At 67.7% G+C, this 23,762-nt stretch carries 25 protein-coding genes and 1 riboswitch; of the genes, 15 read left to right on the forward strand and 10 right to left on the reverse strand.

The window, feature by feature from the left end; translation table 11 throughout:
* Positions 1 to 86: 86 nt before the first annotated feature.
* The 3 genes from serS to ACE3P9_RS07270 form a co-directional block, all read right to left on the reverse strand.
* Positions 87 to 1,406, reverse strand: coding sequence for a serine--tRNA ligase (serS, locus tag ACE3P9_RS07260; RefSeq protein ID WP_374492874.1), 1,320 nt, complete (start codon positions 1,404 to 1,406; stop codon positions 87 to 89).
* Between the two features lie 232 nt (positions 1,407 to 1,638).
* Entirely contained in the window at positions 1,639 to 2,622 is a 984-nt protein-coding gene (gene ispH, locus ACE3P9_RS07265; RefSeq protein ID WP_374492877.1) for a 4-hydroxy-3-methylbut-2-enyl diphosphate reductase, read from the reverse strand.
* The gene (locus tag ACE3P9_RS07270) at positions 2,619 to 3,101 is read right to left on the reverse strand and encodes a peptidylprolyl isomerase (RefSeq protein WP_374492878.1); all 483 of its coding nucleotides are present in this window, start codon (positions 3,099 to 3,101) and stop codon (positions 2,619 to 2,621) included. The genes ispH and ACE3P9_RS07270 overlap by 4 nt, the downstream gene beginning before the upstream one ends.
* Positions 3,102 to 3,218: 117 nt before the next feature.
* Here ACE3P9_RS07270 and radC point away from each other — a divergent pair, with 117 nt between their 5' ends.
* Positions 3,219 to 3,905, forward strand: coding sequence for a DNA repair protein RadC (gene radC / locus ACE3P9_RS07275; protein ID WP_374492880.1), 687 nt, complete (start codon positions 3,219 to 3,221; stop codon positions 3,903 to 3,905).
* Positions 3,906 to 4,003: 98 nt separating this feature from the next.
* Positions 4,004 to 4,588 (forward strand): class I SAM-dependent methyltransferase, encoded by a 585-nt coding sequence (locus ACE3P9_RS07280; RefSeq protein ID WP_374492883.1) that lies wholly within the window; start codon positions 4,004 to 4,006, stop codon positions 4,586 to 4,588.
* 67 nt (positions 4,589 to 4,655) lie between these two features.
* Here the strand turns inward: ACE3P9_RS07280 and ACE3P9_RS07285 are convergent, their stop codons facing one another.
* A complete protein-coding gene (locus ACE3P9_RS07285) occupies positions 4,656 to 5,123 on the reverse strand; it encodes a CBS domain-containing protein (protein ID WP_374492885.1) in 468 nt (155 codons plus the stop codon).
* A gap of 148 nt (positions 5,124 to 5,271) precedes the next feature.
* Here ACE3P9_RS07285 and ACE3P9_RS07290 point away from each other — a divergent pair, with 148 nt between their 5' ends.
* A complete protein-coding gene (locus tag ACE3P9_RS07290; RefSeq protein WP_374492887.1) occupies positions 5,272 to 6,105 on the forward strand; it encodes an alpha/beta fold hydrolase in 834 nt (277 codons plus the stop codon).
* 55 nt (positions 6,106 to 6,160) lie between these two features.
* Here the strand turns inward: ACE3P9_RS07290 and ACE3P9_RS07295 are convergent, their stop codons facing one another.
* Complete coding sequence (locus ACE3P9_RS07295; RefSeq protein WP_374492889.1) at positions 6,161 to 6,679, reverse strand: DUF2059 domain-containing protein; 519 nt, start codon at positions 6,677 to 6,679, stop codon at positions 6,161 to 6,163.
* Positions 6,676 to 7,998: a YihY family inner membrane protein gene (locus tag ACE3P9_RS07300; RefSeq protein ID WP_374492890.1), complete on the reverse strand. Its 1,323-nt coding sequence runs from the start codon at positions 7,996 to 7,998 to the stop codon at positions 6,676 to 6,678. The genes ACE3P9_RS07295 and ACE3P9_RS07300 overlap by 4 nt, the downstream gene beginning before the upstream one ends.
* Positions 7,999 to 8,112: 114 nt before the next feature.
* Between ACE3P9_RS07300 and ACE3P9_RS07305 the strand changes: the two genes are divergently transcribed.
* Positions 8,113 to 8,640 carry a DUF2069 domain-containing protein gene (locus ACE3P9_RS07305; RefSeq protein WP_374492892.1) on the forward strand — a complete coding sequence of 176 codons (528 nt, stop codon included), beginning with the start codon at positions 8,113 to 8,115 and terminating at the stop codon, positions 8,638 to 8,640.
* On the opposite strand, the gene ACE3P9_RS07310 is transcribed toward ACE3P9_RS07305, so the two are convergent.
* The gene (locus ACE3P9_RS07310; RefSeq protein ID WP_374492894.1) at positions 8,634 to 10,409 is read right to left on the reverse strand and encodes a SulP family inorganic anion transporter; all 1,776 of its coding nucleotides are present in this window, start codon (positions 10,407 to 10,409) and stop codon (positions 8,634 to 8,636) included. The genes ACE3P9_RS07305 and ACE3P9_RS07310 overlap by 7 nt on opposite strands.
* Before the next feature lie 160 nt (positions 10,410 to 10,569).
* Between ACE3P9_RS07310 and ACE3P9_RS07315 the strand changes: the two genes are divergently transcribed.
* Together ACE3P9_RS07315 and ACE3P9_RS07320 are read left to right on the forward strand one after the other, a co-directional pair.
* Entirely contained in the window at positions 10,570 to 12,003 is a 1,434-nt protein-coding gene (locus tag ACE3P9_RS07315; RefSeq protein ID WP_374492896.1) for an FAD-binding oxidoreductase, read from the forward strand.
* 163 nt (positions 12,004 to 12,166) lie between these two features.
* Entirely contained in the window at positions 12,167 to 12,988 is an 822-nt protein-coding gene (locus ACE3P9_RS07320; protein ID WP_374492898.1) for a thymidylate synthase, read from the forward strand.
* A 177-nt stretch (positions 12,989 to 13,165) separates the two neighbouring features.
* On the opposite strand, the gene ACE3P9_RS07325 is transcribed toward ACE3P9_RS07320, so the two are convergent.
* Positions 13,166 to 13,642, reverse strand: a complete 477-nt coding sequence (locus ACE3P9_RS07325; protein WP_374492900.1) for a cytochrome c — start codon at positions 13,640 to 13,642, stop codon at positions 13,166 to 13,168.
* A gap of 369 nt (positions 13,643 to 14,011) precedes the next feature.
* Here ACE3P9_RS07325 and ACE3P9_RS07330 point away from each other — a divergent pair, with 369 nt between their 5' ends.
* The 9 genes from ACE3P9_RS07330 (at position 14,012) to ACE3P9_RS07370 (ending at position 21,728) form a co-directional block, all read left to right on the forward strand.
* A complete protein-coding gene (locus tag ACE3P9_RS07330; RefSeq protein WP_374492902.1) occupies positions 14,012 to 14,518 on the forward strand; it encodes a dihydrofolate reductase in 507 nt (168 codons plus the stop codon).
* Between the two features lie 113 nt (positions 14,519 to 14,631).
* Positions 14,632 to 15,243: a DUF4337 domain-containing protein gene (locus tag ACE3P9_RS07335; protein ID WP_374492904.1), complete on the forward strand. Its 612-nt coding sequence runs from the start codon at positions 14,632 to 14,634 to the stop codon at positions 15,241 to 15,243.
* A gap of 33 nt (positions 15,244 to 15,276) precedes the next feature.
* The gene (gene xth, locus ACE3P9_RS07340; protein ID WP_374492905.1) at positions 15,277 to 16,083 is read left to right on the forward strand and encodes an exodeoxyribonuclease III; all 807 of its coding nucleotides are present in this window, start codon (positions 15,277 to 15,279) and stop codon (positions 16,081 to 16,083) included.
* A gap of 238 nt (positions 16,084 to 16,321) precedes the next feature.
* The gene (locus ACE3P9_RS07345) at positions 16,322 to 17,383 is read left to right on the forward strand and encodes a sulfate ABC transporter substrate-binding protein (protein ID WP_374492907.1); all 1,062 of its coding nucleotides are present in this window, start codon (positions 16,322 to 16,324) and stop codon (positions 17,381 to 17,383) included.
* 219 nt (positions 17,384 to 17,602) lie between these two features.
* Positions 17,603 to 18,439, forward strand: coding sequence for a sulfate ABC transporter permease subunit CysT (cysT, locus tag ACE3P9_RS07350; protein WP_374492908.1), 837 nt, complete (start codon positions 17,603 to 17,605; stop codon positions 18,437 to 18,439).
* A gap of 49 nt (positions 18,440 to 18,488) precedes the next feature.
* Positions 18,489 to 19,352 (forward strand): sulfate ABC transporter permease subunit CysW, encoded by an 864-nt coding sequence (gene cysW / locus ACE3P9_RS07355; RefSeq protein ID WP_374492910.1) that lies wholly within the window; start codon positions 18,489 to 18,491, stop codon positions 19,350 to 19,352.
* Between the two features lie 36 nt (positions 19,353 to 19,388).
* The gene (locus tag ACE3P9_RS07360) at positions 19,389 to 20,420 is read left to right on the forward strand and encodes a sulfate/molybdate ABC transporter ATP-binding protein (protein ID WP_374492912.1); all 1,032 of its coding nucleotides are present in this window, start codon (positions 19,389 to 19,391) and stop codon (positions 20,418 to 20,420) included.
* Positions 20,421 to 20,487: 67 nt separating this feature from the next.
* On the forward strand, positions 20,488 to 20,976 hold the full coding sequence (locus ACE3P9_RS07365; protein ID WP_374492915.1) for a hypothetical protein: 489 nt from the start codon (positions 20,488 to 20,490) through the stop codon (positions 20,974 to 20,976).
* Between the two features lie 44 nt (positions 20,977 to 21,020).
* On the forward strand, positions 21,021 to 21,728 hold the full coding sequence (locus tag ACE3P9_RS07370; protein WP_374492917.1) for a glutamine amidotransferase: 708 nt from the start codon (positions 21,021 to 21,023) through the stop codon (positions 21,726 to 21,728).
* Positions 21,729 to 21,813: 85 nt separating this feature from the next.
* Here the strand turns inward: ACE3P9_RS07370 and ACE3P9_RS07375 are convergent, their stop codons facing one another.
* Together ACE3P9_RS07375 and fabI are read right to left on the reverse strand one after the other, a co-directional pair.
* Complete coding sequence (locus ACE3P9_RS07375; protein WP_374492919.1) at positions 21,814 to 22,392, reverse strand: TMEM165/GDT1 family protein; 579 nt, start codon at positions 22,390 to 22,392, stop codon at positions 21,814 to 21,816.
* A 10-nt stretch (positions 22,393 to 22,402) separates the two neighbouring features.
* Positions 22,403 to 22,605: riboswitch (yybP-ykoY riboswitch) on the reverse strand.
* Between the two features lie 193 nt (positions 22,606 to 22,798).
* On the reverse strand, positions 22,799 to 23,563 hold the full coding sequence (gene fabI / locus ACE3P9_RS07380) for an enoyl-ACP reductase FabI (protein WP_374492920.1): 765 nt from the start codon (positions 23,561 to 23,563) through the stop codon (positions 22,799 to 22,801).
* Positions 23,564 to 23,762 lie beyond the last annotated feature (199 nt).

Genomic DNA, 23,762 nt, shown 5'->3' on the forward strand with positions numbered 1-23,762 from the left:
GAAATTGGCTGCGTGGCCGCCGTGCGCGTGCCTGTTCCGTCGTCCGGGAGCCTCGGGGGGCTCCACGGCACGGCTGCGTGCTGCCCTCAGGCGGCGCGCAGTTCGGTGAGGCCGCCCATGTAGGGGCGCAGGGCTTCGGGCACTTCGATGCTGCCGTCGGCGCGCTGGTAGTTTTCGAGCACGGCCACGAGGCAGCGGCCCACGGCCAGGCCGGAACCGTTGAGGGTGTGGACGAATTCGTTCTTGCCCTGCGCGTTCTTGAAGCGGGTCTGCATGCGGCGGGCCTGGAAGGCTTCGCAGTTGCTGACCGAGGAGATTTCGCGGTAGGTGTTCTGGGCGGGAACCCAGACTTCGAGGTCATGGGTGCGGGCCGAGCCAAAGCCCATGTCGCCGGTGCACAGCACGATGACGCGGTACGGCAGCCCGAGCTTCTGGAGCACGGCTTCGGCGTGGGAGGTCATGTCCTCCAGGGCTTCGTAGCTGTGGTCGGGGTGGACGATCTGGACCATTTCGACCTTGTCGAACTGGTGCTGCCGGATCAGGCCCCGGGTGTCGCGCCCGTAGCTGCCGGCTTCGGAACGGAAGCAGGGGGAGTGGGCCGTGAGCCGGATGGGCAGGTCGGCCTCTGCCAGGATTTCGCCGCGCACGGTGTTGGTGAGGGGGACTTCGGCCGTGGGGATGAGGTAGAGCGGGGTGTTGTCGGGATGATCCTCGCTTTCCTGCCCGCCTTTTCTGGCGGCAAAAAGGTCTGCCTCGAACTTGGGCAGCTGGCCGGTGCCGCGCAGGCTGTCGGCGTTGACGATGTAGGGCACGTAGCACTCGGTGTAGCCGTGCTCGGTGGTCTGCAGGTCGAGCATGAACTGGGCCAGTGCACGGTGCAGGCGGGCGATCTGGCCGCGCATGACGGAGAAGCGGGCTCCGGTGAGCTTGGTGGCGGTTTCGAAGTCGAGGCCGAGCGGAGCGCCCAGATCGACGTGGTCCTTGACGGGGAAGTCGAAGGTCCGGGGGGTGCCCCAGCGGCGCAGCTCGACGTTGGCCGATTCATCGGGGCCGACAGGCACGCTGGCGTGCGGCAGGTTGGGGATGCCGGGGAGCATGGCAGCCATGTCGGTCTGGATCTGTTCGAGGCAGGCTGCGCTGTGTTCGAGCTCCTGCTTGATGCCGGCGACTTCGGCCATCACGGCTTCGGCGCCGGCATGGTCGCCCTTGCCCTTGAGCTGGCCGACCTGCTTGGAGAGCTGGTTGCGGCGGGCCTGCAGCTCTTCGGTGCGAGTCTGGATGGTCTTGCGTTCGGCTTCGAGCGCGCGGAAGGCGTCGACGTCGAGATAGGGCTGCGGATTCTTGCGGGTCTGGAGACGGGCAACGACCTGGTCGAGGTCCTTGCGAAGAAGGTTGATGTCGAGCATGGTGAAAATGAAAAGCGATCGGTGAAAATGAAGATGAAGCGGGCTGCACGGGCAGCAGCTGAAATTTGCGAAAACGCCGGAGCGGCAGCGCACGCACAGGGCACACGCAGGAAGCGTGCAGAGCAGCAGCATTCCCGGGCTGCGGTGGTGGGTGTGCCCTCCTGCATCAGCGGCGCCGGCAAGAGGCCGCAGCACGGCCCGACATACGGCAGAGTACAGGCAGGCGGGGTGATCAGGAGATGCCAGCCCCCTCCTCGCTATCGAGGCGCAGGCCCTTGGGCAGCGGGAACTTGAGTTTTTCCTCGACACCGTCCATGGTGCGCACCGACACGGCGCCGAGCTCGCGCACGCGGCGGACGACTTCCTGCACCAGGCTCTCGGGGGCCGAAGCGCCCGCCGTGATGCCCACGGTGTGCGCTGCCGCGAACCAGCCGGGCTGCAGCTCGTCGGCATGGTCGACCATGTGGCTGACGACACCGAGCCGGCCGGCCAGCTCGGCCAGACGGTTGCTGTTGCTGCTGGTGGGGCTGCCCACCACGATGACCACATCGGCCTCGCGGCTGAGGAGCTTGACGGCGTCCTGCCGGTTCTGGGTGGCGTAGCAGATGTCCTGCTGCTTGGGTTCGCGGATGCTGGGAAAGCGCGCACGCACGGCGGACGTGATGGCGGCGGCGTCGTCCACGCTCAGGGTGGTCTGGGTGACGATGGCCAGGCGCTCGGTCTGCGCGGGCTGGACATGGGCCACGTCGTCCACGTCTTCGACCAGATGGATGCCGCCATCGAGCTGCCCCATGGTGCCTTCGACCTCGGGGTGGCCCTTGTGGCCGATCATGATGAACTCGTAGCCCTCGCGGGCGAGCTTGGCGACCTCGATGTGCACCTTGGTGACGAGCGGGCAGGTGGCGTCGAAGATGCGGAACCCGCGCTCGCGGGCTTCCTCCTCCACGGCGCGGCTCACGCCATGGGCGCTGAAGACCAGCGTGGCACCGGGCGGCACTTCAGAGAGCTCCTCGATGAAGATGGCGCCGCGGCTGCGCAGGTCGTTGACCACGTGGGTGTTGTGCACGATCTCGTGCCGGACATAGATGGGCCGGCCGAACTTTTGCAGCGCCCGCTCGACGATGTCGATGGCACGATCGACACCGGCGCAGAAGCCGCGCGGCGCCGCCAGCACAATGGCGGCATCCCCGGCCATGCGGGGGGACTGGTCGCTCATAGCACGCCCAGAATGTGCACCTCGAACGCGACCGGCTGGCCTGCGAGCGGGTGGTTGAAGTCGAACAGCACCGCCTCGTCGGACAGCTCGGCCACACGGCCCGCAAACTGCCCCTGGGCATCGGGAGTGGGAAACTGCACCACCTCGCCGACGGTGTACTGCTCGTCGGGATCGCCCATCTCGGCGAGCACGCTGCGCTTGAGCCACTGCAGCATCTGCGGATTGCGCTCGCCAAAGGCCTCGCCGGCCGGCACATCGAAGCGGGCATGCGCTCCCTCAGCCAGACCCAGCAGGCGCTGCTCCAGCGCGGGAGACAGCACCCCGGTGCCCAGCGAAAGCGTGGCGGGGAGCTGGTCGAAGGTGTTGATGATGTCGCCCTGCGGGCCGGAGAGGCGGTAGTGCAGGGTCAGGAAAGAGGTGGGCTGCACCACAGGCACGTCCTGGGTGGCGGAGATGGTGGGGGTCACAGGTTCAGACATAATCGGCACCAAAAGGGAATGCGGCCTATTGTAAGAGCCCACCCCCGATTGCCATACTCCCCACAGGGCCTACGGCCATGCGGGGGGTGACTGTCTGCTGCCTCGATCTTCCTCTCCATGGCCCTCGACCATCTCCCTGCCGACTCCCTGCCGCGCGAGAAGCTGCTCGCCCGGGGCCCTGCCGCCCTGAGCGATGCCGAGCTGCTGGCCCTGCTGCTGCGCACCGGCACGGCCGGCCGGAACGTGCTGGTGATGGCGCAGGAAGTGCTGGATACCTGCGGTGGCGTAGGAGGCCTGCTGCAGGCATCGGCCGGATCGCTGGCGCGCATCAAGGGACTGGGAGGCACGGCCAAGCGCGCCGAGCTGCTGGCGGTGATGGAGCTCGCTCGGCGCGCGCTGGCCCAGCGGCTGGCGCAGCGCGAGGTGATGAACGAGTCGTCGCTGGCACGCGACTATCTGCAGATGCAGATCGGCCATCTGCCACACGAATGCTTTGCGGTGCTGTTTCTCGATGCGCAGCACCGCATGATCGAGTGCGAGACCCTGTTCAGGGGCACGATCGACCAGACCAGCGTATACCCCCGCGAGGTGGCCCTGCGCGCGCTGCACCATCACGCCGCGAGCGTGGTGCTGGCGCACAATCACCCCAGCGGGACGCTGACGCCCTCGGAAGCCGACATCGCCCTCACGCGGCATCTGTCGCAGGCGCTGGGGCTGCTGGACATCCGGGTGCTCGACCACATCATCGTGGGCCGGGGGCAGGCACTGTCCATGGCCGAACAGGGGCTGATGCCGGCGGGCTGAGCCAGCGCTCTGCGGCTTTGTGCCCTACTATTCCCTCCCGCATTTCCGGTTCCTGCGCCCGCTGATTCCGACTGCTTCTGCTGTTCCCCTGTATTGCCATGCGCCCTTCCAGCCTGACCCTGCATCTGCCTGCCATCGTGCCCATGGCCCATCGCATCCTGCGCGAGGCCCTGCAGCCCGGGGACTGCGCGCTCGATGCCACGGCGGGCAACGGGCACGACACGCTGCTGCTGGCCGAGTGCGTAGGGCCCACAGGGCGTGTGTGGGGCTTTGATGTGCAGGAGCAGGCCCTGGCGCACACCCGGCAGCGTCTGTCCGACGCCGGCGTGCTCGACCGGGTGACTCTGGTGCATGCGGGCCACGAGACACTGGCCGCGCATGTCGATGCCCCGCTGCAGGCCGCCGTGTTCAATCTGGGCTGGCTGCCCGGCAGCGACAAGCAGGTGGTGACACGCCCCGAGCCCACCTGCGCAGCCCTGCAGGCAGCCTCAGACCTGCTGCAGGTGCATGGCGTACTGGTGCTGGTGGTGTATCAGGGCCATCCGGGCGCCGTGGAGGAGCGGGAGGCCGTGGAGGCGTGGGCAAGCCAGCGCGATCCCGGCCAGTGGCGGGTGGCGCGCTATGCGCTGGTCAATGTGCCCCACGACCCGCCCTACGTGCTGGCCTGCGAGCGCGTGGCCTGAGAGGCGGCAGGCACCATGATCCCCTGCCCGGCCGGCCGCAGCCAGCGGGCAGAACGGGATCGGGGCATCAGCTGGCGTTGTTGCCGGCCTTTTCCTCGTCGTGCTCGGGCCAGTCGCGGATGTAGGCCTTGAGCATCTTGTTCTCGAAGTTCTGGCTTTCCACCACGGTCTTGGCCACGTCGTAGAAGCTGATCACCCCATGGAGGGTGCGGCCGTCCATGACGGGGATGTAGCGCGCATGGTGATCGAGCATGATGCGGCGCACCTCGTCGAGGTCGGTGTTGAGCGTGCAGGTGATGGGGTAGTCGTCCATGGCGGTGCGCACCAGGGTGCCGCCGAGTTCGCCGCCGTTGCGCGCGAGCTGCAGGTTGATCTCGCGGAAGGTGAGCATGCCCACGACATCCCCGTGCGCCATGACCACCAGGGAGCCGATGTCCTTGTCGGCGACCAGCTGGACGGCGGCAAGCAGCGTGTCGTCGGGGGAGATGGTGAAGAGGGTATTGCCTTTGACGCGGAGAATGTCGCTGACCTTCATGCGGGCACCTTGCAGGAAAATGGGAGGAAATGGGGGCAAATATATCCCACAATCGGGGCTGTGACCCCCGTGGATGCCCTTGGAACCCGAATCGGCATGCCCCTGGGGGCCCTGCCCCGCCGCCGCATCACGAAAGGAGCTGCACCCCATGGACATCACCTTTGCCGACCAACGCCTGTATGCGGACACGGGGCCCCTGCCCCCGCAACCCGGACAGCCCACTGTGCTGTGCATCCATGGCGTGCTCAACGACCACTCGGTGTGGGCGCCCTTTCTGGCGCCGCTCGCCCAGCGCGGCTGGAATGTGCTGGCCGTGGACCTGCCCGGCCACGGCCGCAGCGCCGGAACGCCCCCTGCCAGCGTGGCAGACGCCGCCTCGCGGCTGCTGGCCATGCTCAATGCCCTGGACATCTACCGGGTGGCCGTGGTGGGACACAGCTGGGGCAGCCTGATCGCCCTGCATCTGGCGGCGATGGAGCCTGCCCGGGTGCAGCGGCTGGTGCTGGTGGGCACGGCCTTTCCGATGAAGGTATCGCCTGCCCTGCTGGACATGGCCGAATCCGATCCCGACCAGGCCATCGACCTCATTGCGCGCTATTCGCACACGGCCCCTGCGGCACCGTCTGCAGAGACGGCAGCAGACCCTGCCTCAGCCCCCATCGAGGTGTCACGTGCCCTGATGCACCGGGTGCTGGACAGCAACCCGCAGGGGCACCTGCTGCGCACCGGGTTTCTGGCCTGCGACCGCTATGCCGACGGGCTCACGGACATGGCACGGGTGCGCTGTCCGGTGACTTTCGTGCTCGGGGAGGTCGACCGCATGACTCCCGCCAAGGCGGCACGCTCCCTCATCGAAGCCGCAGGTCCGCTGGGGCAGACGCATGTGCTGCCGGGCGGACATGACCTCATGGCCGAAGCCACCGACGCGCTCCTGCAGGTGCTCCAGGAGGCACTGCCCGAGGCCGCCACGCCTGCGCACTGACGCGGCTGGGCGCAGGCAGGAGGCCCGGGCCGCACCAGGTCAGCAAGTCAATCGGTCAGTCGGCGGTCTGGGCCGCACGCAGGTCGGTCTTCATCTGCCGGAAGACCTCTCCGACACGCTGCAGCACGCGCGGCATGACCTGCTGCTGCACGAGCTCCATGAGGCGCTGGTTGGCCTGCGGCATTTTCGCAACCCAGGCCCGCCCGACGGGCGAGCGGTAGAAGGCGATGAGTCCATCCACTTCCTCCTGCGTGAACACGTGCTGGTAGGTCTGCACGATGAATCCCTGCATCTGGGCGGAAGTCATCTCCTCGACCACGATTTTGCCGAGCTGGTCCTGGGCATCGGCCACGATCTTCTGCTGGCGCGCGTTGAGCCGGGAAAGGTCAGGGTTGAATTTCATGGCCCGCAGCACGCCGTCGCGCATCATGGCGGGCATCTGCCGATAGGTCTGTTCGACCCCGGAGACATCCATGAGCTCCCGCAGGGAGGCATCAGTGGGCACGGCCGCCCAGGCAGAGGTGCCGAGAACGGCCAGGGCACAGGTGGCGGCAAGACGGGACAGACGGATCATGAGGGGTCCTGAAGAGAGCTCGCAGACGGAGCGGGGGAAGACAAGCCGGGCGGGGTGGCAGGCTCGGGCCCGGAAGCCGCTGCCATGGGCACCAGCCCCAGCGCGTCGGAAAGGGTCAACCCTGCCGGTGCCTGCTGCCACAGGGGCTGCAGCTCGGGCGTCGGGGGCAGGAGCCAGCGCGCGACGAGCGGCGCGACGGGAGTCGAATCGGGAGGCACGAGCAGCACCCAGGTGCCGACCTTTTCATCGAGGCGGCCTAGCCAGCGCAGTGCCGCGAGCTCCTCCAGCACGGGTTCGAGCTGGGGCGCCTCGACTTCCAGGGCGGCCGCAAGTTTCTCGACCGACAGGCCGCGCTGGGGCGTGGCATGGGCCACCACAAGCTCGCGCAGCGCCTCCACGGCCAGCTGCATCTGCCACGCCATGCCCTGCCCGTGCCGGCGCGGTCCGCGCAGCAGGCTCGGCAGATAGGCCGCAATCACCGCCCCGAGCAGCACGATCAGCCACGCCATGTACATCCACAGCAGCAGGATGGGCAGCGTGGCAAAGGTGCCATAGATGACGGAATACGAGGGCACGCGCGCCAGATACAGGCCAAGAAGCCGCTGGGCCAGCGCCAGCCCCGCCGCCGTGAACACCCCCCCGGCGCACGCATGGGCCGTGCGGACCCGCGTATTGGGCACGAAGTAATAGAGCGAGCCGAAGCCGATGGACATGAGCGCGAATTCCACCAGATCGATCAGTGCCTTGACGCTGCCGGAAGGAATCTCGGGCACTCCGGTGACCCAGCCCTGCGACAGCGAGAGAATGTACGAGGTGGTGGCAATGCTGGCCCCGAGCACCACGGGCCCGATGGTGATGACTGCCCAGTACACCAGCACGCTCTGCGCCAGCGGCCGGCGCTTGCGCACGCGCCAGATGGCGTTGAACTGCGTGTCGATGTTCGACATCAGGAAAAACGCCGTCAGGATGAAGAAGAAGGTCCCCGCCGTGCCCAGCTCGCGGGCATGGCCTGCAAAGGTGGTGATGCTGTTGGAGACCTGGCTGGCGATGGCGTCCGGAATCAGGTTCTGCACCATCCACTGTTCCAGCGCAAGCTGCAGCCGTGCAAACACCGGAAAGGCCGTGAACACCGAGAGCATCACGGCAAAGAAGGGCACCATGGCGGTGAGGGTGGTCAGCGTCAGGCTGCTGGCGGTGAGCGCCAGATGATCCTCGCGGAAACGCTGACGGAACATGGTCAGGGTTTCGCGCCAGGGCAGTTCCAGAAAACGCCGCGGGAGCTGAAAATGCCAGCGCAGCAGTCGGTGAAGCACATGCATGACGCTATGATGCCACCTCCCGGCCTGCTGTCAGGGGGCACCATGGCACTGTGCCCCGTGGCACGCATGACTGCATGCAGTCTGCCGGCCTCCGAGCGCCCTTTTTCTCCTGCCATGACCTCGCCTTCCGCTTCTCTCCCCCCTGTTCCGGTCGCTCCTTCTGCCGCCGTCCGCGCGTCGCGTGCGGCGGCCGTGGCCCTGCTGCTGGCCCTGGTCGCCCTGTGCGTGGCCTGGGAGCTCTGGCTGGCTCCCGTTCGGCCCGGAGGCTCGTGGCTGGCACTCAAGGCGCTGCCGCTGTGCATTCCGCTGGCCGGCCTGCTCAAGCACCGCATGTACACCTACCGCTGGCTGAGTCTGATGGTGTGGCTGTATTTCTGCGAAGGCGTGGTGCGCGCCACGAGCGACCGGGTTCCAAGCCACTACTACGCCCTGGCCGAAGTGCTGCTGTGCCTGGCCCTGTTCGTGGCCTGCGTGATCCACATCCGGCTGCGCCAGAAGGCCGCAGCAGCCCACCCGAGCGAAGCACCTCCGCCGTTTGCCGACACCGAGATAACGGACGACGACGCGGAGGAAGAAGACGACTCGCCAGCTGCGCAAGGGCACACGGCCGAGCCGGCATCTTCCGCTCACACCCCTCACTGAGACGGGGCCACACCCCGCGCCACAGCCGCAGGCGGCGCACCCTGCTCCGCCGGGGGAGCAGCCACCGGCCAATGCCCCGGGGGCGCAGTCGCAGCCTCGGCCTCCTGGACGGCATCGTCCACGCTCCAGTACATCTGCCACGGCAAGGGGGTGAGGGGCGGAGCGGAATCTCCCGTGAGGGCCGGAACGGCCTGGCCCGGCGCCGCCAGCGCCCGAAAGGCCCGCTGCAGGGCTGCGCGGGGCCTGTCCTTGACCCGCGCCAGCAGCAGGCGCTGCCCATGCCGGTGCAGATGGTTCTGCAGCTCGGATAGCGCCTCCACCGAGGTGGTATCGAGATCGTCGCAAGCCTCCAGGCTCAGCACCACCGCCTGCACGCCGGGCCGGTGGGCCAGGGCGCGAAAGTGCCCGAAGATGGCCTCTGCATTGGCAAAGAAGACCGGCTCCTCGGGCCGCAGAATCAGCACATGCGGCACCCGGCGCAGATCCGGATGGCTCGCCAGATCCACATAGTCGTGCGAACCAGGCCACTGCCCGAGTTCGCTGCACAGCGGCTGGGCAAAACGGCGCAGGGCCAGCAGCACCGACAGGCCCACCGCCAGCAGCATGCCGAACAGCACCCCGAAGAACAGCACCCCCGCCACCGCCACCAGCGCCAGCCAGGCGTCCCCGCCCATGCGCAGCGGCGTGAGCACCGGCCGGAGCGCCAGCTTGTGCAGCAGGATGCCGATGACCACTGCCGCCAGCACCGGAATGGGCAGAAGCGCCAGCCACGGGCGCAGCCACAGCAGCATGACGGCGATGGCCACTCCGGCACACACGCCAGCGAGCTTGCTGCGCCCGCCCGCCGCGTAGTTGGCCGCCGAGGCGGAAAACCCCGCCCCGATGGGCAGCCCCTGCACCAGGCTGCTTGCCATGTTCGACACCCCGAGCGCCAGCATCTCCCGGCGCGAATGCACCTCGTCCCCATTCTGCAGGGCCAGCGAGCGCACGGCCCCCCAGGATTCGGCAAACAGAATCATCAGCAGCGCAGGTGCCAGCTGCGCCGTGCGCACCCAGGCGGCCCAGTCCAGGTCGGGCCAGGCCAGATGCACGCCTTCCAGATCGATCATGCCCACCAGGGCCACCCCCTGCGCACCGAGCGGCAGCGCCACCCCGGCGGCCATGCCCAGCAGCAGCACCCACAGCGAAGGCTGAAGCCAGCTCCAGCGCCGCCGCAGCCCATGCAGACCAAGCCAGCAGGCCAGCGTCGCGCCGCCCAGTGCCACGCTGGGGCCGTGGGCCGCAGTGAGGTGCATGCCCAGCTGCCCCAGCACCTCGAACACGCGGCCGCCCTGCACCGGAAGCCCCAGCAGATGCGGAATCTGCCGCACGATGATGGTGAAGGCCAGCGCCCACGTGAACCCCCGCAGCACGGGCCGCGAGATGAAGGAGGCCAGAAAATCCGCCCGCAGCAGCCCGGCCAGCACAAACAGGCCCCCCGTCATGCCCACCAGGGCATAGCCGCTCGCGGTGCCGTTGGCCGCCACCATGGAAGCAAAGATGGCCGCCGCCGACGAGGTCGACGACACCGTGGCAAACCGGCTGCTGCCCAGCAGCGGATACAGAAACAGGCCCGCCAGGGCCGCCACCAGCGCATGCACGGTCGGCACGCCTGCAATGGCGGCGTAGGCCACCGCTTCCGGCAGCAGCATCCCCGCCAGCGCCAGCCCGGCGAGCACGTCGCCGGAGAAAGTCGGCCACCGCCCGATCCGCATCGGCTTCAGCGGCATGGCCCGCATGGTCCTCTCCCGGACGCGCCTGCACCGCACCGGGCGCCGGAGCAGAAAGTCGACAAACACAGGCGCATCACACGCATCGGCAACATCTCCAGACAGAACGAGAGGGGCAAAGGGAAACGAAAAACGAAACACACCCATGATAATGAAGCCCATGCAAGATTCCGCTCTTTCCACGGCTGGCCTGGCATCCCGGCTCGCCACGCTGGTCGGTTCCGACCATGTCCTCACCAGTACCGATGCCGCCCCCTACTGCAACGACTGGCGCAAGCGCTACCACGGCCAGGCGCTGTGCGTGGTGCGCCCGGGCAGCACCGCCGAGGTCGCTGCCGTGGTGCGCGCCTGCGCCGACTCCGGCACGCCCATCGTGCCCCAGGGAGGCAATACCAGCCTCGTGGGCGGTGCCACCCCGGACGCCGATGGCCGCAGCGTGGTGCTCAGCCTGGGCCGCATGCATGCCATCCGCCGCATCGACGCCGCCAACCTCACCCTCACGGCCGAAAGCGGCTGCGTGCTCCAGCAGGTGCAGGAAGCCGCTGCCGCCGCAGGACACCTCTTTCCCTTGAGCATGGCCAGCGAAGGCAGCTGCACCCTGGGCGGCAATCTGGGCACCAACGCAGGCGGCACCCAGGTGCTGCGCTACGGCAACACGCGCGAGCTGTGCCTGGGCCTGGAAGTGGTCACCCCCCAGGGGGACATCTGGGACGGCCTGCAGGGCCTGCGCAAGGACAACACGGGCTATGACCTGCGCGATCTGTACATCGGCAGCGAGGGCACGCTGGGCATCATCACCGCGGCCACCATGAAGCTCTTCCCCATGCCGCGCGTGCAGCTCACCGCCTGGGCAGCCGTGCCGAGCGTGCAGGCCGCCGTGGACCTGCTCGGACTGGCACGCCAGCACCTGCATGCAGGGCTGACCGGCTTCGAGATGATGAGCCGCTTTGCGCTCACGCTGGTGGACCGGCACTTTCCGCAGCTCCACGTCCCGCTGTACCGCGACACTCCCTACTGCGTGCTGCTGGAGAACTCCGACTTCGACGGAGAGGAATCCGCCCGTGCCCGCTTCGAGGCGCTGCTGGAAGCAGCCCTCGCCTCGGGCTGCGTCACCGATGCCATCGTGGCCGAGAGCCTCTCGCAGGCACAGGCGCTGTGGCACATGCGCGAGAGCATCTCGCTCGCGCAGTCCGAAGAGGGGCTCAACATCAAGCACGACATCTCGCTGCCGGTATCGGCCATTCCGGCCTTTGTGGCCGAGACCGATGCCGCACTCGGCCAGGCCGTGCCCGGCGTGCGCATCGTCAACTTCGGCCACCTGGGCGACGGCAACCTGCACTACAACATCCAGGCCCCTGAAGGGCAGGACCCGGCGATCTTCCTGCGTGAGCAGGAGCCCGGCATCAACACCCTCGTGTTCGATGCCGTGGCACGGCATGGCGGCAGCATCAGCGCCGAGCACGGCATCGGCCTGCTCAAGCGCGACACCCTGCCACACTACAAGTCGCCCGTGGCCCTGGCGCTGATGCGCAGCCTCAAGCAGGCGCTCGACCCTCGCAACCTCATGAATCCCGGCCGTGTGCTGGGCCACTGAGCGCCGCAGTCTCTCCCCTGCCCACCGACACCGTCCTTCCGCCACGGGACGACCGCATATCCGCTCCCCGGGCCCGGATATGCGGCCACAGCAATAATCGAGCCCTGTCCCTCCGGCCGGTGCTGCACCCTGTGCACGCTGGCCGCCGCCCATTCCGCGCACCATGTCCATCCCCACCACCCCCTGCTCCAACCAGTACGAAACCCTGCTGCGTCACGTGCGTGACCACGGTGTGGCCAAGTCGGACCGCACCGGTACCGGCACGCGCAGCGTCTTCGGCTACCAGATGCGGTTCGACCTGCAGCAGGGATTCCCGCTCGTCACGACCAAGAAAGTCCACCTCAAGAGCATCATCTACGAACTGCTGTGGTTCCTGCGCGGCGACGGCAATGTGCACTGGCTGCAGGAGCATGGCGTCACCATCTGGGACGAATGGGCCGATCCCAAGACCGGCGACCTGGGCCCCGTCTACGGCGTGCAGTGGCGGAGCTGGCCCACACCGGACGGCGGGCACATCGACCAGATCGCGGATGTGGTGCGCACCCTGCGCAGCAACCCGGATTCGCGCCGCATCCTCGTGAGCGCCTGGAACGTGGCCGAGCTCGACCGCATGGCACTCATGCCCTGCCACGCCTTCTTCCAGTTCTATGTGGCCGAGGGGCGCCTGTCCTGCCAGCTCTACCAGCGCAGTGCCGACCTGTTCCTCGGCGTGCCCTTCAACATCGCAAGCTATGCCCTGCTGACCCACATGGTGGCGCAGCAGTGCGACCTGGAACCGGGCGACTTCATCTGGACAGGGGGCGACTGCCACATCTATGACAACCACCGCGAGCAGGTGGAGCTGCAGCTCGCCCGGGAGCCCTATCCCTACCCGACCCTGCACATCCACCGCCGACCGGCCGACCTGTTCAGCTACGCCTACGAGGACTTCGAGGTGCGCGACTACCGGCACCATCCGGCCATCAAGGCCCCCGTGGCCGTGTGACCATGGGACCGTCCCCGGTGGGGCGGCACACGGCGGGCAGGCTCAGGCCCGCCCTGCCCGTCACCCCATGCGCCAACCAAAGAAAAACGCCCCGCCAGGCACAGAGGCCTGTGAGCGGAGCGTCGAACGGCGGTGGATCGCCGCTGCAGCGCGCGGCAGCATCCGGGCGGAATGGCCTCAGCCGCGTTCGCGGAAGCTGTCGTGGCACTTGCGGCAGCTGGCGCCGGTATCGGCCACGGCCTTCTTGAGGGCAGCAATGTCACCCGAACGGGCAAGGGCAGGCAGGCGTGCCGCCTTGGCCTGGAAGTCCCGGGCCTCGCCCTGGAAACGGGGGGTGGCCGACCACACCAGATCGTTGGCATGGGTGTTGGCCACATGCTCGGTACCGGGCACGAAGGCCTGATACGGCAGGAGCGAGAGCAGGCGCACCGTGGAGGCATCGAACACGGCCTGCTGCTTGTTGAAGGGAATGCGGCCCAGCGCCATGTTGCTCAGGTGGGAGAAGTGGCGTTCCATGACCTCGAAGGCGCCCTTGCGGTAGTTCACCGCTTCCTCGGGCTTGGAGAAGGTCACAGCCTGGGCCGAAGCCGCCACGCTGGCCACTCCCAGGGCAGCCATCAGCAGGGCGCGGCCTGCACGTTCAACAGTGTTCATCGTCGGAAAATGCAAAAAATTCGGAGATCAGCCGCGTGCCTGTCCCTCGAGACGGCACCACGGCTGGGTGCAGGTCCCTGCATGCGTCCCGTCACCCTGATCGAGAATGCCGTCGCCATCGGAAAGCCAGCCGGCGGAAAGACAGATCGCCCCCCACCCGCTGCTCCCGGCACAGACACCGGGACCTCCCGGCATTATGCGCATTTGCCGGCAGGGCCTGCATTCGCAGGGCCCGGGTTCGTATCCAGTCGTTACCGGTGCATCATTTTTCACAGTGCTGCCGTGCTGCGGACTACAGCCGCTCGCGAGGCGCCGAAGCTTGCCTGCCGCGCCTGCTGCCCGCACGCACTGCGCCTACAATCTGCGCCCATGGCCTGCTCTCCCCTTCCCCGCGTCCACCTGATCCTCGCCCGCGCCCGCAACGGCATCATCGGCCGCGAGGGCACCATGCCCTGGCACCTGCCGGAGGATCTGGCCCACTTCCGCCAGACCACGCTGGGCGCGCCGGTCCTGATGGGCCGCAAGACCTGGGACAGCCTGCCGCCCCGCTTCCGCCCCCTGCCCGGTCGCACCAACGTGGTTGTCACCCGGCAGACCGACTGGCAGGCGCCCGGCGCTCTCGTGGCGCACGATCTCCCATCCGCCCTTGCGGCCTGCGCTCCGGCCCCGGTGGTCTGGATCATCGGCGGCTCAGACATCTACCGGCAGGCCGCCCCGCTGGCCCAGGAGGCCGTGGTGACCGAGATCGACGCCGACTTCGAGGGCGATGCCCACGCCCCGACCTGGGGCCCCGAATGGCATGAAGTCTCCCGCGTCTCCCACGTGAGCACCACCGGGCTGCCCTTTGCCTTTGTCACCTACCGCCGCCAGCCCTGACGGCGCTGTGCCGGTGCAGGGCCGCAGATACGGGGGAGCACGTCCACTGCCCGTTCCCTTCCTGCCCTGTGCCGGCATCCATCCGTTCTTCCCTTACACCCGAGCTCTTTCCCATGTCCAGCGACTCCTTTCACGTCCACGGTCCCCATGACCACGAACTCGAACATGCCATCGAGCACGGCAGTGCCGCCCATGGTGCTCCGTCCGAAGGGCACGGAGGCGCCCGCCTGACCAACCAGATCGCGCTGTTCACGGCCGTGATCGCCACCGTGGGCGCCCTGTTCTCCTACATGAGCGGCGATACCCAGGCCAAGGCCGGCATCTACAAGAACAACGCAGCCATCCGCAAGACCGAGGCGGCCGACCAGTGGGGCTACTACCAGTCCAAGAGCACCAAGCAGGCGCTGGTCGAAATGACGCGGGACCTCTCGCCCGACGACCGCAAGGCGGGCTTCCAGTCCCGCATCGACCGCTACGCAGCCGAAAAGACCGCCATCCAGCATCAGGCCGAGGCGCTGGAAAAGGAATCCGCCACCTGGGAAGCCCGCAGCGAGGAGCAGATGCACCTGCACCATCGCTGGGCCCAGGCCACCACCGTGCTGCAGGTGGCCATTGCACTGGCCGCCATCGCGCTGCTGACCCGCCGCAGGTGGCTCGAATACGCCATGTTCGCCATGGGGGCTGCCGGGCTGTGCCTGGGTGCCCTCGCCATGCTGCACGTCTGACCCGCATTTGTTGCCGCCCCTTCGGAGATCCCCATGCAACTCGCCACCTGGAATGTCAACTCCCTGTCCGTGCGCCTGCCGCAGGTGCTCGACTGGCTCGCCGCCCATCCGGACGTGCACGTGCTCGCCCTGCAGGAAACCAAGCTCACGGACGACAAGTTTCCGGTCGATGCCTTTGCCGAGGCCGGCTGGCAGGCGGCGTGGTTCGGGCAGCGCACCTACAACGGCGTGGCGCTCATCTCGCGCCAGCCGGGGCAGGACGTGGTGCGCAACATTCCGGGCATGGACTGCGACATGGCCCGGGTGCTGAGCGCCACCTATGCCGCGCCCGACGGCGAACCCATGCGCGTGGTGGGCGCCTACTTTCCGAACGGGCAGGCGCCGGGCAGCGACAAGTTCGCCTACAAGATGCGCTGGCTCGATGCCCTGCGGACCTGGCTGCGCGAGGAGCTGGTCAAGACCCCGCGGCTGGTGCTCATGGGCGACTTCAACATCACGTTCGACGACCTCGACGTGTGGGACCCGGAGGGCCTGCGCGAGACCATCCACTGCACCACCGAGGAGCGCACCCACCTGCAGGGCCTCATCGACCTGGGGCTGGTGGACAGCCTGCGCCTGTTCCCGCAGCCGCCCAAGGCCTACTCGTGGTGGGATTACCGCAACATGGCCTTTCGGCGCAACCGCGGCATGCGCATCGACCACATCCTCATCAGCCAGCCGCTCGTGGCGCAGGCCACCGCCTGTGCCATCGACCGCCAGCCCCGCTCCAACGAGCGCCCAAGCGACCACACCCCCGTGGTGCTGACGCTCGGCCAGACACAGGCACAGACGCAGCCATAGGCACAGGTGCGCATGAACTGGCCCGGGACCCGGCATCCTCCCGGGCCGTACCACCGGGCGCCACCCTTCGTGCAGAGGCCCTGCAGCAGCCGGAGCACCGGCCTGCCGCCACTATATGCATTCGACCATATAAACAAACAACAATATATTCGTTTTCCTGCTTTGTGCGGCGACTTATCATGCCCCGATCCATGACGCCGAGGGGCATCTCCCCGGCGCAGCCAGAACAGGAAAAACCATGACCCGCACCACCTTCTCCGCCTCCTCCCCCACGTCCCGCCGCAGCCTGCTGCTGGCCACCGGGGCCGCCGTGCTGATCCCCCTGGGCGGCGGACTGGTGCTGCAGGGCTGCTCCTCCTCCAAGCCCGAGGCCAAGCTCCTCAACGTGAGCTACGACGTCTCGCGCGAGTTCTACAAGGACATCGACACGGCCTATGTCGCCGCCGCTGCCCGCAACGGCGACAAGGTGTCGATCCAGCAGTCGCATGGCGGCAGCAGCAAGCAGGTGCGCAGCGTGGCCGAAGGCCTGCAGGCCGATGTGGTCACCATGAACCAGGCGAGCGACATCGACTTCCTCGCCGGCAAGGGTCTGGTGGACAAGGACTGGGCCAGCAAGTTCCCCAACCACGCCTCCCCCACCACCTCGATCTCCGTGATTCTGGTGCGCAAGGGCAACCCCAAGTCCATCCACGACTGGGCCGATCTGGCACGTCCCGACGTGCAGGCCATCATCCCCAACCCCAAGACCTCGGGCAATGGCCGCTACACCTGGCTGGCCATCTGGGGCTCGGCCCTCAAGTCCGGCCAGACGCCCGACCAGGCCCGCGACCTGAGCACCCGCGTGTTCACCCAGGTGCCGGTGCTCGACGGGGGCGGCCGTGCTGCCACCACCTCCTTTGCCCAGCGCAACATGGGCGACGCGCTCGTGACCTTCGAGAGCGAGGTGCCGCTCATCCGCAAGGAATTCGGCGACAAGTTCCAGATCGTCTACCCCAAGTGGACCATCCTGGCCGAGAACCCCGTGGCCATCGTCAACACCGTGGTCGACAAGAAGGGCACCCGCAAGGCCGCCACCGATTACCTCAACTTCCTGTGGTCGCCCGAGGGACAGGAAATTGCCGCCAAGTTCCACATGCGCCCGCGTGACCCGCAGGTGCTGGCCCGCCATGCGCAGGACTTCCCGGCCCAGCAGACCTTCACCGTCGACGAGCTGTTCGGCGGCTGGAGCAAGGCCCAGGCCGAGCACTTCAAGGACGGCGGCACCTACGACCAGGCCATGGCCAAGCGCGCCGGCAAGTAAGCCAGGTACTGGCGCCGGCAGCCAGTAACCCTGACTGATTTCCGGCTGCCGGCTGCCGGCTGCCGCCCGCCCCCTTCCTTTCCATGGCCCGCCCTGCTCGCTGCCGTTCTGCGGAGCCGACGCACAGGGGCCTTTTCCCATCCCGCCTGCTGCCAGGTGACCGGGGTTCCGGTCGCCGTGCTGTTCCGCCTCTTTTCCCTTCCACCCCGATTGCCGATCATGTCCAGCCGCCCCCCTCTTCTGCTGCGCCACCGCAGCGTGCTGCCCGGCTTCCATCTGTCGCTCGGTGTGGCCCTGCTGTACATGGGCCTGATCGTGCTGCTGCCGCTGGCCGCCGTGTTCGCCACCTCGTCGCAGCTGGGCTGGGAGCGTTTCGTCTCCATCGCCACGGGCGCGCAGGTGGTGGCCTCCTACCGGCTCACGTTTGGCGCCTCGCTGATGGCGGCGCTGCTCAATACCGCCATGGGCCTGCTGGTGGCATGGGTGGTGGAACGCTACCGCTTTCCGGGCCGCCGTTTCGTCGATGCCATGGTCGATCTGCCCTTTGCCCTGCCCACGGCCGTGGCAGGTGTGGCCCTCACGGGGCTGTACGCGCCCAACGGCTGGATCGGCCGCTGGCTGCCGTTCCAGGTCGCCTACACCCCGCTGGGCGTGATGCTGGCACTGACCTTCATCGGTCTGCCCTTTGTCGTGCGCACGGTGCAGCCGGTGCTGCAGGATCTGCATCGCGAGCAGGAAGAGGCGGCTGCCATGCTGGGTGCCTCGCGCTGGCAGACCTTCCGCCGTGTGCTGCTGCCCACGCTCACCCCGGCCCTGCTCACGGGATTTGCCCTTGCCTTTGCACGTGCGCTGGGAGAATACGGCTCGGTGATCTTCATTGCAGGCAACATCCCCTTCAAGACGGAAATCACCTCCCTGCTCATCATCGCCAAGGTCGAGCAGCAGGACGCCGCAGGCGCCTCGGCCATTGCCGTGGTGATGCTGCTCGCCGCCTTCATCATGCTGCTCGCCATCAACCTGCTGCAGGCGTGGCAGCGCAAGCGGCGCTCTGCCTGACCGGCATCCGTCGCGCGCCTTCTGCGTTTTGCCCCCTTGCGAGTTCTCCATGTCCCACGCATCCGTCTCCCCCACCCCACCGGCCGCAGCTCCCGTGACCACTGAACCGGTCTGGCTGCGCGCCACGCTCATCGGCTTTGTGCTGCTGTTCCTGTCGCTGTTCCTGCTGGTGCCGCTCGTCAGCATCTTTGTCGAAGCCTTCCGCGAAGGGCTGCGCGCCTACTGGGTCGCCATCACCGACCCCGATGCGCTCTCGGCCATTCGCCTCACGCTGCTTGCGGCGGTCATCTCGCTGCCGCTCAATGCCGCCTTCGGGCTGGCGGCAGCCTGGGCCGTCACCAAGTTCGACTTCCGGGGCAAGAGCCTGCTCGTCACGCTCATCGATCTGCCGTTTTCGGTGTCGCCGGTGATCGCCGGCCTGGCGCTCGTGCTGGTGTACGGAGCCAACGGCTGGCTCGGCAGCTGGCTGGAGGCGCACGGGGTGCAGGTCATCTTCGCGGTGCCGGGCATCGTCATCGCCACGGTGTTCATCACCTTCCCGTTCGTGGCGCGGGAGTTGATTCCGCTCATGGAAGCCCAGGGCAGCCAGGAGGAAGAAGCGGCCCGCGTGCTGGGGGCCAGCGGCTGGCAGATTTTCCGCCGCGTCACCCTGCCCAACATCCAGTGGGCGCTGTTCTACGGGCTCGTGCTCAGCAACGCCCGCGCCATGGGCGAGTTCGGCGCGGTGTCGGTGGTCTCGGGACACATCCGGGGACAGACCAACACCATGCCGCTGCACATCGAGGTGAGCTACAACGAATACCAGTTCGCCGCCGCCTTTGCCATGTCCTCGCTGCTGGCCCTGCTCGCCCTGGTGACCCTGGTGCTCAAGTACCTCGCCGAACGCCGCATCGCAGCCCGCACGGCCGCCTGACCCCTTCCACGCCCGCACTTTCTTCCGAGTCTTGCCATGCAGATCACCCTCCAGGACCTTCAGAAATCCTTCGGCCCCACCGTCGTGTGCGACCACATCAACCTGCGCATCGGCGACGGCGAGCTCGTCGCCCTGCTCGGCCCCTCCGGTTCGGGCAAGACCTCGCTGCTGCGCATGATCGCCGGACTGGAACAGCCCGATGCAGGTGCCATCCTGTTCGACGACACCGACATCACCCGCACCGACGTGCGCGACCGCAACATCGGCTTCGTGTTCCAGCACTACGCCCTGTTCGGCCACATGACGGTGGCGGAAAACATCGCCTTCGGCCTCTCGGTGCTGCCGGCATCGCGTCGCCCCTCACGGGCCGAGATCGATGCGCGCGTGGCCCATCTGCTCGACAAGGTGCAGCTGCCCGGCCTGGGCAAGCGCTACCCGGCCCAGCTCTCGGGCGGCCAGCGCCAGCGCGTGGCCCTCGCACGGGCCCTGGCCACGCGTCCCAAGGTGCTGCTGCTCGACGAGCCCTTCGGCGCCCTCGACGCCAAGGTGCGCAAGGACCTGCGCCGCTGGCTGCGCCAGATCCATCACGACATGGGCGTCACCACCGTGTTCGTCACCCACGATCAGGAAGAGGCACTGGAAGTGGCCGACCGCGTCGTCGTCATGAGTGCCGGCCATGTCGAACAGGTCGGCACGCCCAACGAGGTGTACGAGCACCCGGCCACGCCTTTCGTCATCGAGTTTCTGGGCGACGTCAACCGCCTCCATCCGCAGGGCAGCGCCACCCCCACCTATGTGCGCCCGCACCAGATCCAGGTGCTGCCCATCCCTGCCGGAGCCCCCGTGCCCATGGACGCCATTCCGGCCCAGTGGAAGCAGACCCAGATCGTCGGCCCCTATACCTACATGGAGTTCATCCGCGACGACGACCACAGCCTCATCGACGTGCAGCTCACCCGCAGCGAGCATCAGGCCCTGGAGCACCAGCTGCCCCTGTCCAGCGGCACCCGGGTCTGGCTGCGTCCCACGCGCGTGACCGAATTCGTGGACGCCGGCGCCGGCATCTGAGCCGCCCCCGTGCCGCAGACGGCGGTGCTACAGTCGAAATCCTTTCTTCTCGCGCCCCGCCCGTCCCATGTCCGCTCTCCTGCACATCGGCCCCGACAGCACCACCCTCGATTTCACCGACGCCTCTGCCGCTGATGCCACCACCCCGTCCGTGGTGGCGCGCCTGCCTCTGGGCCTCACCGTCCTGCAGCAGCAGATGCGCCATGCCCCCCTGCCCACGGCAGGTGAAGTCGAGGCCTGCATTGCCGAAGTCGAGGACATCCTCATGCCGCGCATCGCGGGCTGGCCCCGCACCGGGCTCCTTCGCTCACACGATGCCGAAGCCCGCCACCTGGCCGAAGCAGCCGCTGCGGCCGGACATCCCGCGCAGCCCCTGCCCCTCACCCTCTCCATCGACGCCGTGGAAGAGGTCTTCAACCGCCTGGCCGATGTGCTCGGCGGCATGCCTGCCGCCCGTCTGGGCATTCCGGAGCGGCCCGAATTCATCGCCTATCTCATCGTGCTGCGCGAACTGATGCATCATGCAGGCTTTGTCTCGCTGAGGGTCTGCGCCTGACGGAACGGCCCTCGTCTCCTGTTCTGCCGTCCTGCTGCCCTGCCATGAAACACGCCATCGCCATCCGCCACGTTGCCTTCGAGGATCTGGGAACCCTCGCCCCCCTGCTGCGCGCCCGCGGCTACACCGTGCAGTATCTCGAGGCAGGCGTCGACACCCTCTCTCGTCTGGATGCTCTCGCGCCCGATCTGCTCATCGTGCTCGGCGGGCCCATCGGCGCCTACGAGGAAGGCCTCTACCCCTTCCTCGACGACGAACTGCACCTGCTGCGCACCCGCCTGCAGGCCGATCGCCCCACGCTGGGCATCTGCCTCGGTGCACAGCTCATGGCCCGTGCGCTCGGCGCGCGCGTCTACCCCGGCCCCGCCAAGGAAATCGGCTGGAAGCCCCTGCAGCTCATCGCCGAAGGCGCTGCCTCCGTGCTGGCCCCGCTCGACGGCACCCTCACCTCCATGCTGCACTGGCACGGCGACACCTTCGATCTGCCCGAAGGCGCCCAGTGCCTGGCCTCCACCGATCTGTGCCGCCACCAGGCCTTCCAGTGGGGCCGCCATGCCCTGGCCTTCCAGTGCCACCCCGAGGCCGATCCCGCACGGCTGGAACGCTGGTTCATCGGGCACGCCTGTGAGCTCTCCCAGGCTGGCATCGACATCCCGGCCCTGCGCGCCGACAGCGCCACGCACGGCCCGACACTGGCCCGCCAGGCCGCACAGGCCCTGGGAGCCTGGCTCGACCAGCTGCCCACGCCCTGACGGGCGGGCTCGCTGCGAGCCCCTTCCCTGCCCCGGTGCAGAACGCCCCGCCGCATCACGGCAGGGCCCTGCGCCAGCTGGCGCCTCACAGCCCCAGCGAAGCCCCGGCACCCAGCAGCGTCGCCACCCCCAGCACAGCAAAGATCGCCGCAGCCACCCCGTGCACCAGCCGCATCGGAATGCGCTTGGCCAGCCGGTCGCCCACGAACACAGCAGGCACATCGGCAATCAGCATGCCGCAGGTCGTCCCCGCCACCACCCACAGCGGATGGGCGTAATGCGCCGCCATCGCCACCGTGGCAATCTGGGTCTTGTCGCCCATCTCGGCCAGAAAGAAGCTCACTGCCGTGGCCCCGAACACCCCCAGGCGACGGGCCACCTGCCCCTCCTCTTCCTCGATCTTGTCGGGAATCAGCGTCCACACCGCCATGGCGATGAACGACACCCCCAGCACCCAGCGCAGCACGCCCGGCTGCAGAGTCGACGTGATCCAGGCGCCCAGCGCCCCGGCCAGACCATGATTGACCAGGGTCGCTGCCAGAATGCCAGCAATGATGGGGAGGGGTTTCTTGAAGCGTGCGGCCAGAATGAAGGCCAGGAGCTGGGTCTTGTCACCCATCTCCGCGAGAGCGACCACACCGGTCGAGACGAGAAATGCTTCCATGTGTACAGGGGAAAAATGACGGCCGGGCATGACAAGGACGCATGACCATGTCCGCCTCTGCCCGGCCGGACGGAAGCGGAATGGTCAAAGGTCTTGCCAGGAATGCACCGTCTGTGCCATGTCCTGCGGGACAAGCATGTTGACACAGACCACACGGCACCGCGCTGCACACGCAGTGCCCGGAGAGGCTACTCCCCCATGACGGGCCCGATTATACCCAGCCTCCCTCCTCTGCCCATCCGTCCGCCCACTCCACTGCGCAGCCACAGCCGATCACCCCTGCCCCGATTTCACGTGCTGCAGGAAGCTGGAAACTTCCATGGCACGAAGAATCGAGAGAGGAGCATGTTGTGCGAAGAGCGCCTTGCCTTACCCCAGGTGGGACGCAGCAGCCTTCTGCCCCGAGTCACGCCGTGATGGAGAACCCGCCATCGATGTCGTGCACGCCGCCGGTGAGGTTGCGGGCGGCGTTGCTGGCGAGGAATGCAGCGACGGCACCTACGTCCTGGATGGTGGCGAGCTGGTGGGTGGGCGCGCGCTCGGTGGCGGCGGTAAGGAGTTCATCGAAGTGGTCGATGCCGCTGGCTGCACGTGTGGAGAGCGGTCCGGGCGAGAGGGCGTGGACACGGATGCCCTTTTCGCCCAGCTCGGCAGCAGCGTAGCGCACGGAGCTTTCGAGCGCCGCCTTGACGGGCCCCATGATGTTGTAGTGCCGCACCACGCGCGACGAGCCGAAAAACGAGACGGACAGACAGGTCCCGCCCTCGGGCATCAGCGGCTCGGCCAGCCGGATCATGCGCAGGAAGGAGTGCACGGAAATGTCCATGGCCTGTGCAAAGCCTTCGGACGAGCAGTCGACGATGCGGCCGTGCAGGTCCTGCCGGGGAGCGAAGGCGATGGAGTGCACGAGGGTATCGAGCCGTCCCCAGGTGTGGGTGATGCGGTCGAAGAAGGCTTCCATCTGGCCGGGCTGGGTCACATCGAGCGGGCCGACGATCGGGGCCTGCAGCTGGGTGGCCAGCGGTTCGACATAGGGACGGGCCTTGTCGTTGAGCCAGGTGATGGCCACCTCGGCTCCCTGCGCACGCAGGGCCTGGGCACAGCCCCAGGCGATCGAATGTTCGTTTGCCACGCCGACAACCAGCGCCTTCTGTCCGCTCAGAGAAAACATGCCCACCCCTTTCAGTGTGATTCAAGCCTAATGTTGCATGGGAGATGTGTCAAGGCAGTGAAAGCGGTGGTGACCGTGGTGGCGATGGTGTGGGCCTTTGCGGAGCCATGGGGTAGCCTTCGCGCGCCGGGAAACTGCGTGCATTTCCCAGCAGGGGACAAAAGAATGCCCGCCGGGGCAGACGAGAGCTGGATGCAGC

It is taken from the genome of Allobrachymonas sp., assembly GCF_041912815.1.
In the GTDB taxonomy this organism is placed as follows: domain Bacteria; phylum Pseudomonadota; class Gammaproteobacteria; order Burkholderiales; family Burkholderiaceae_C; genus Brachymonas.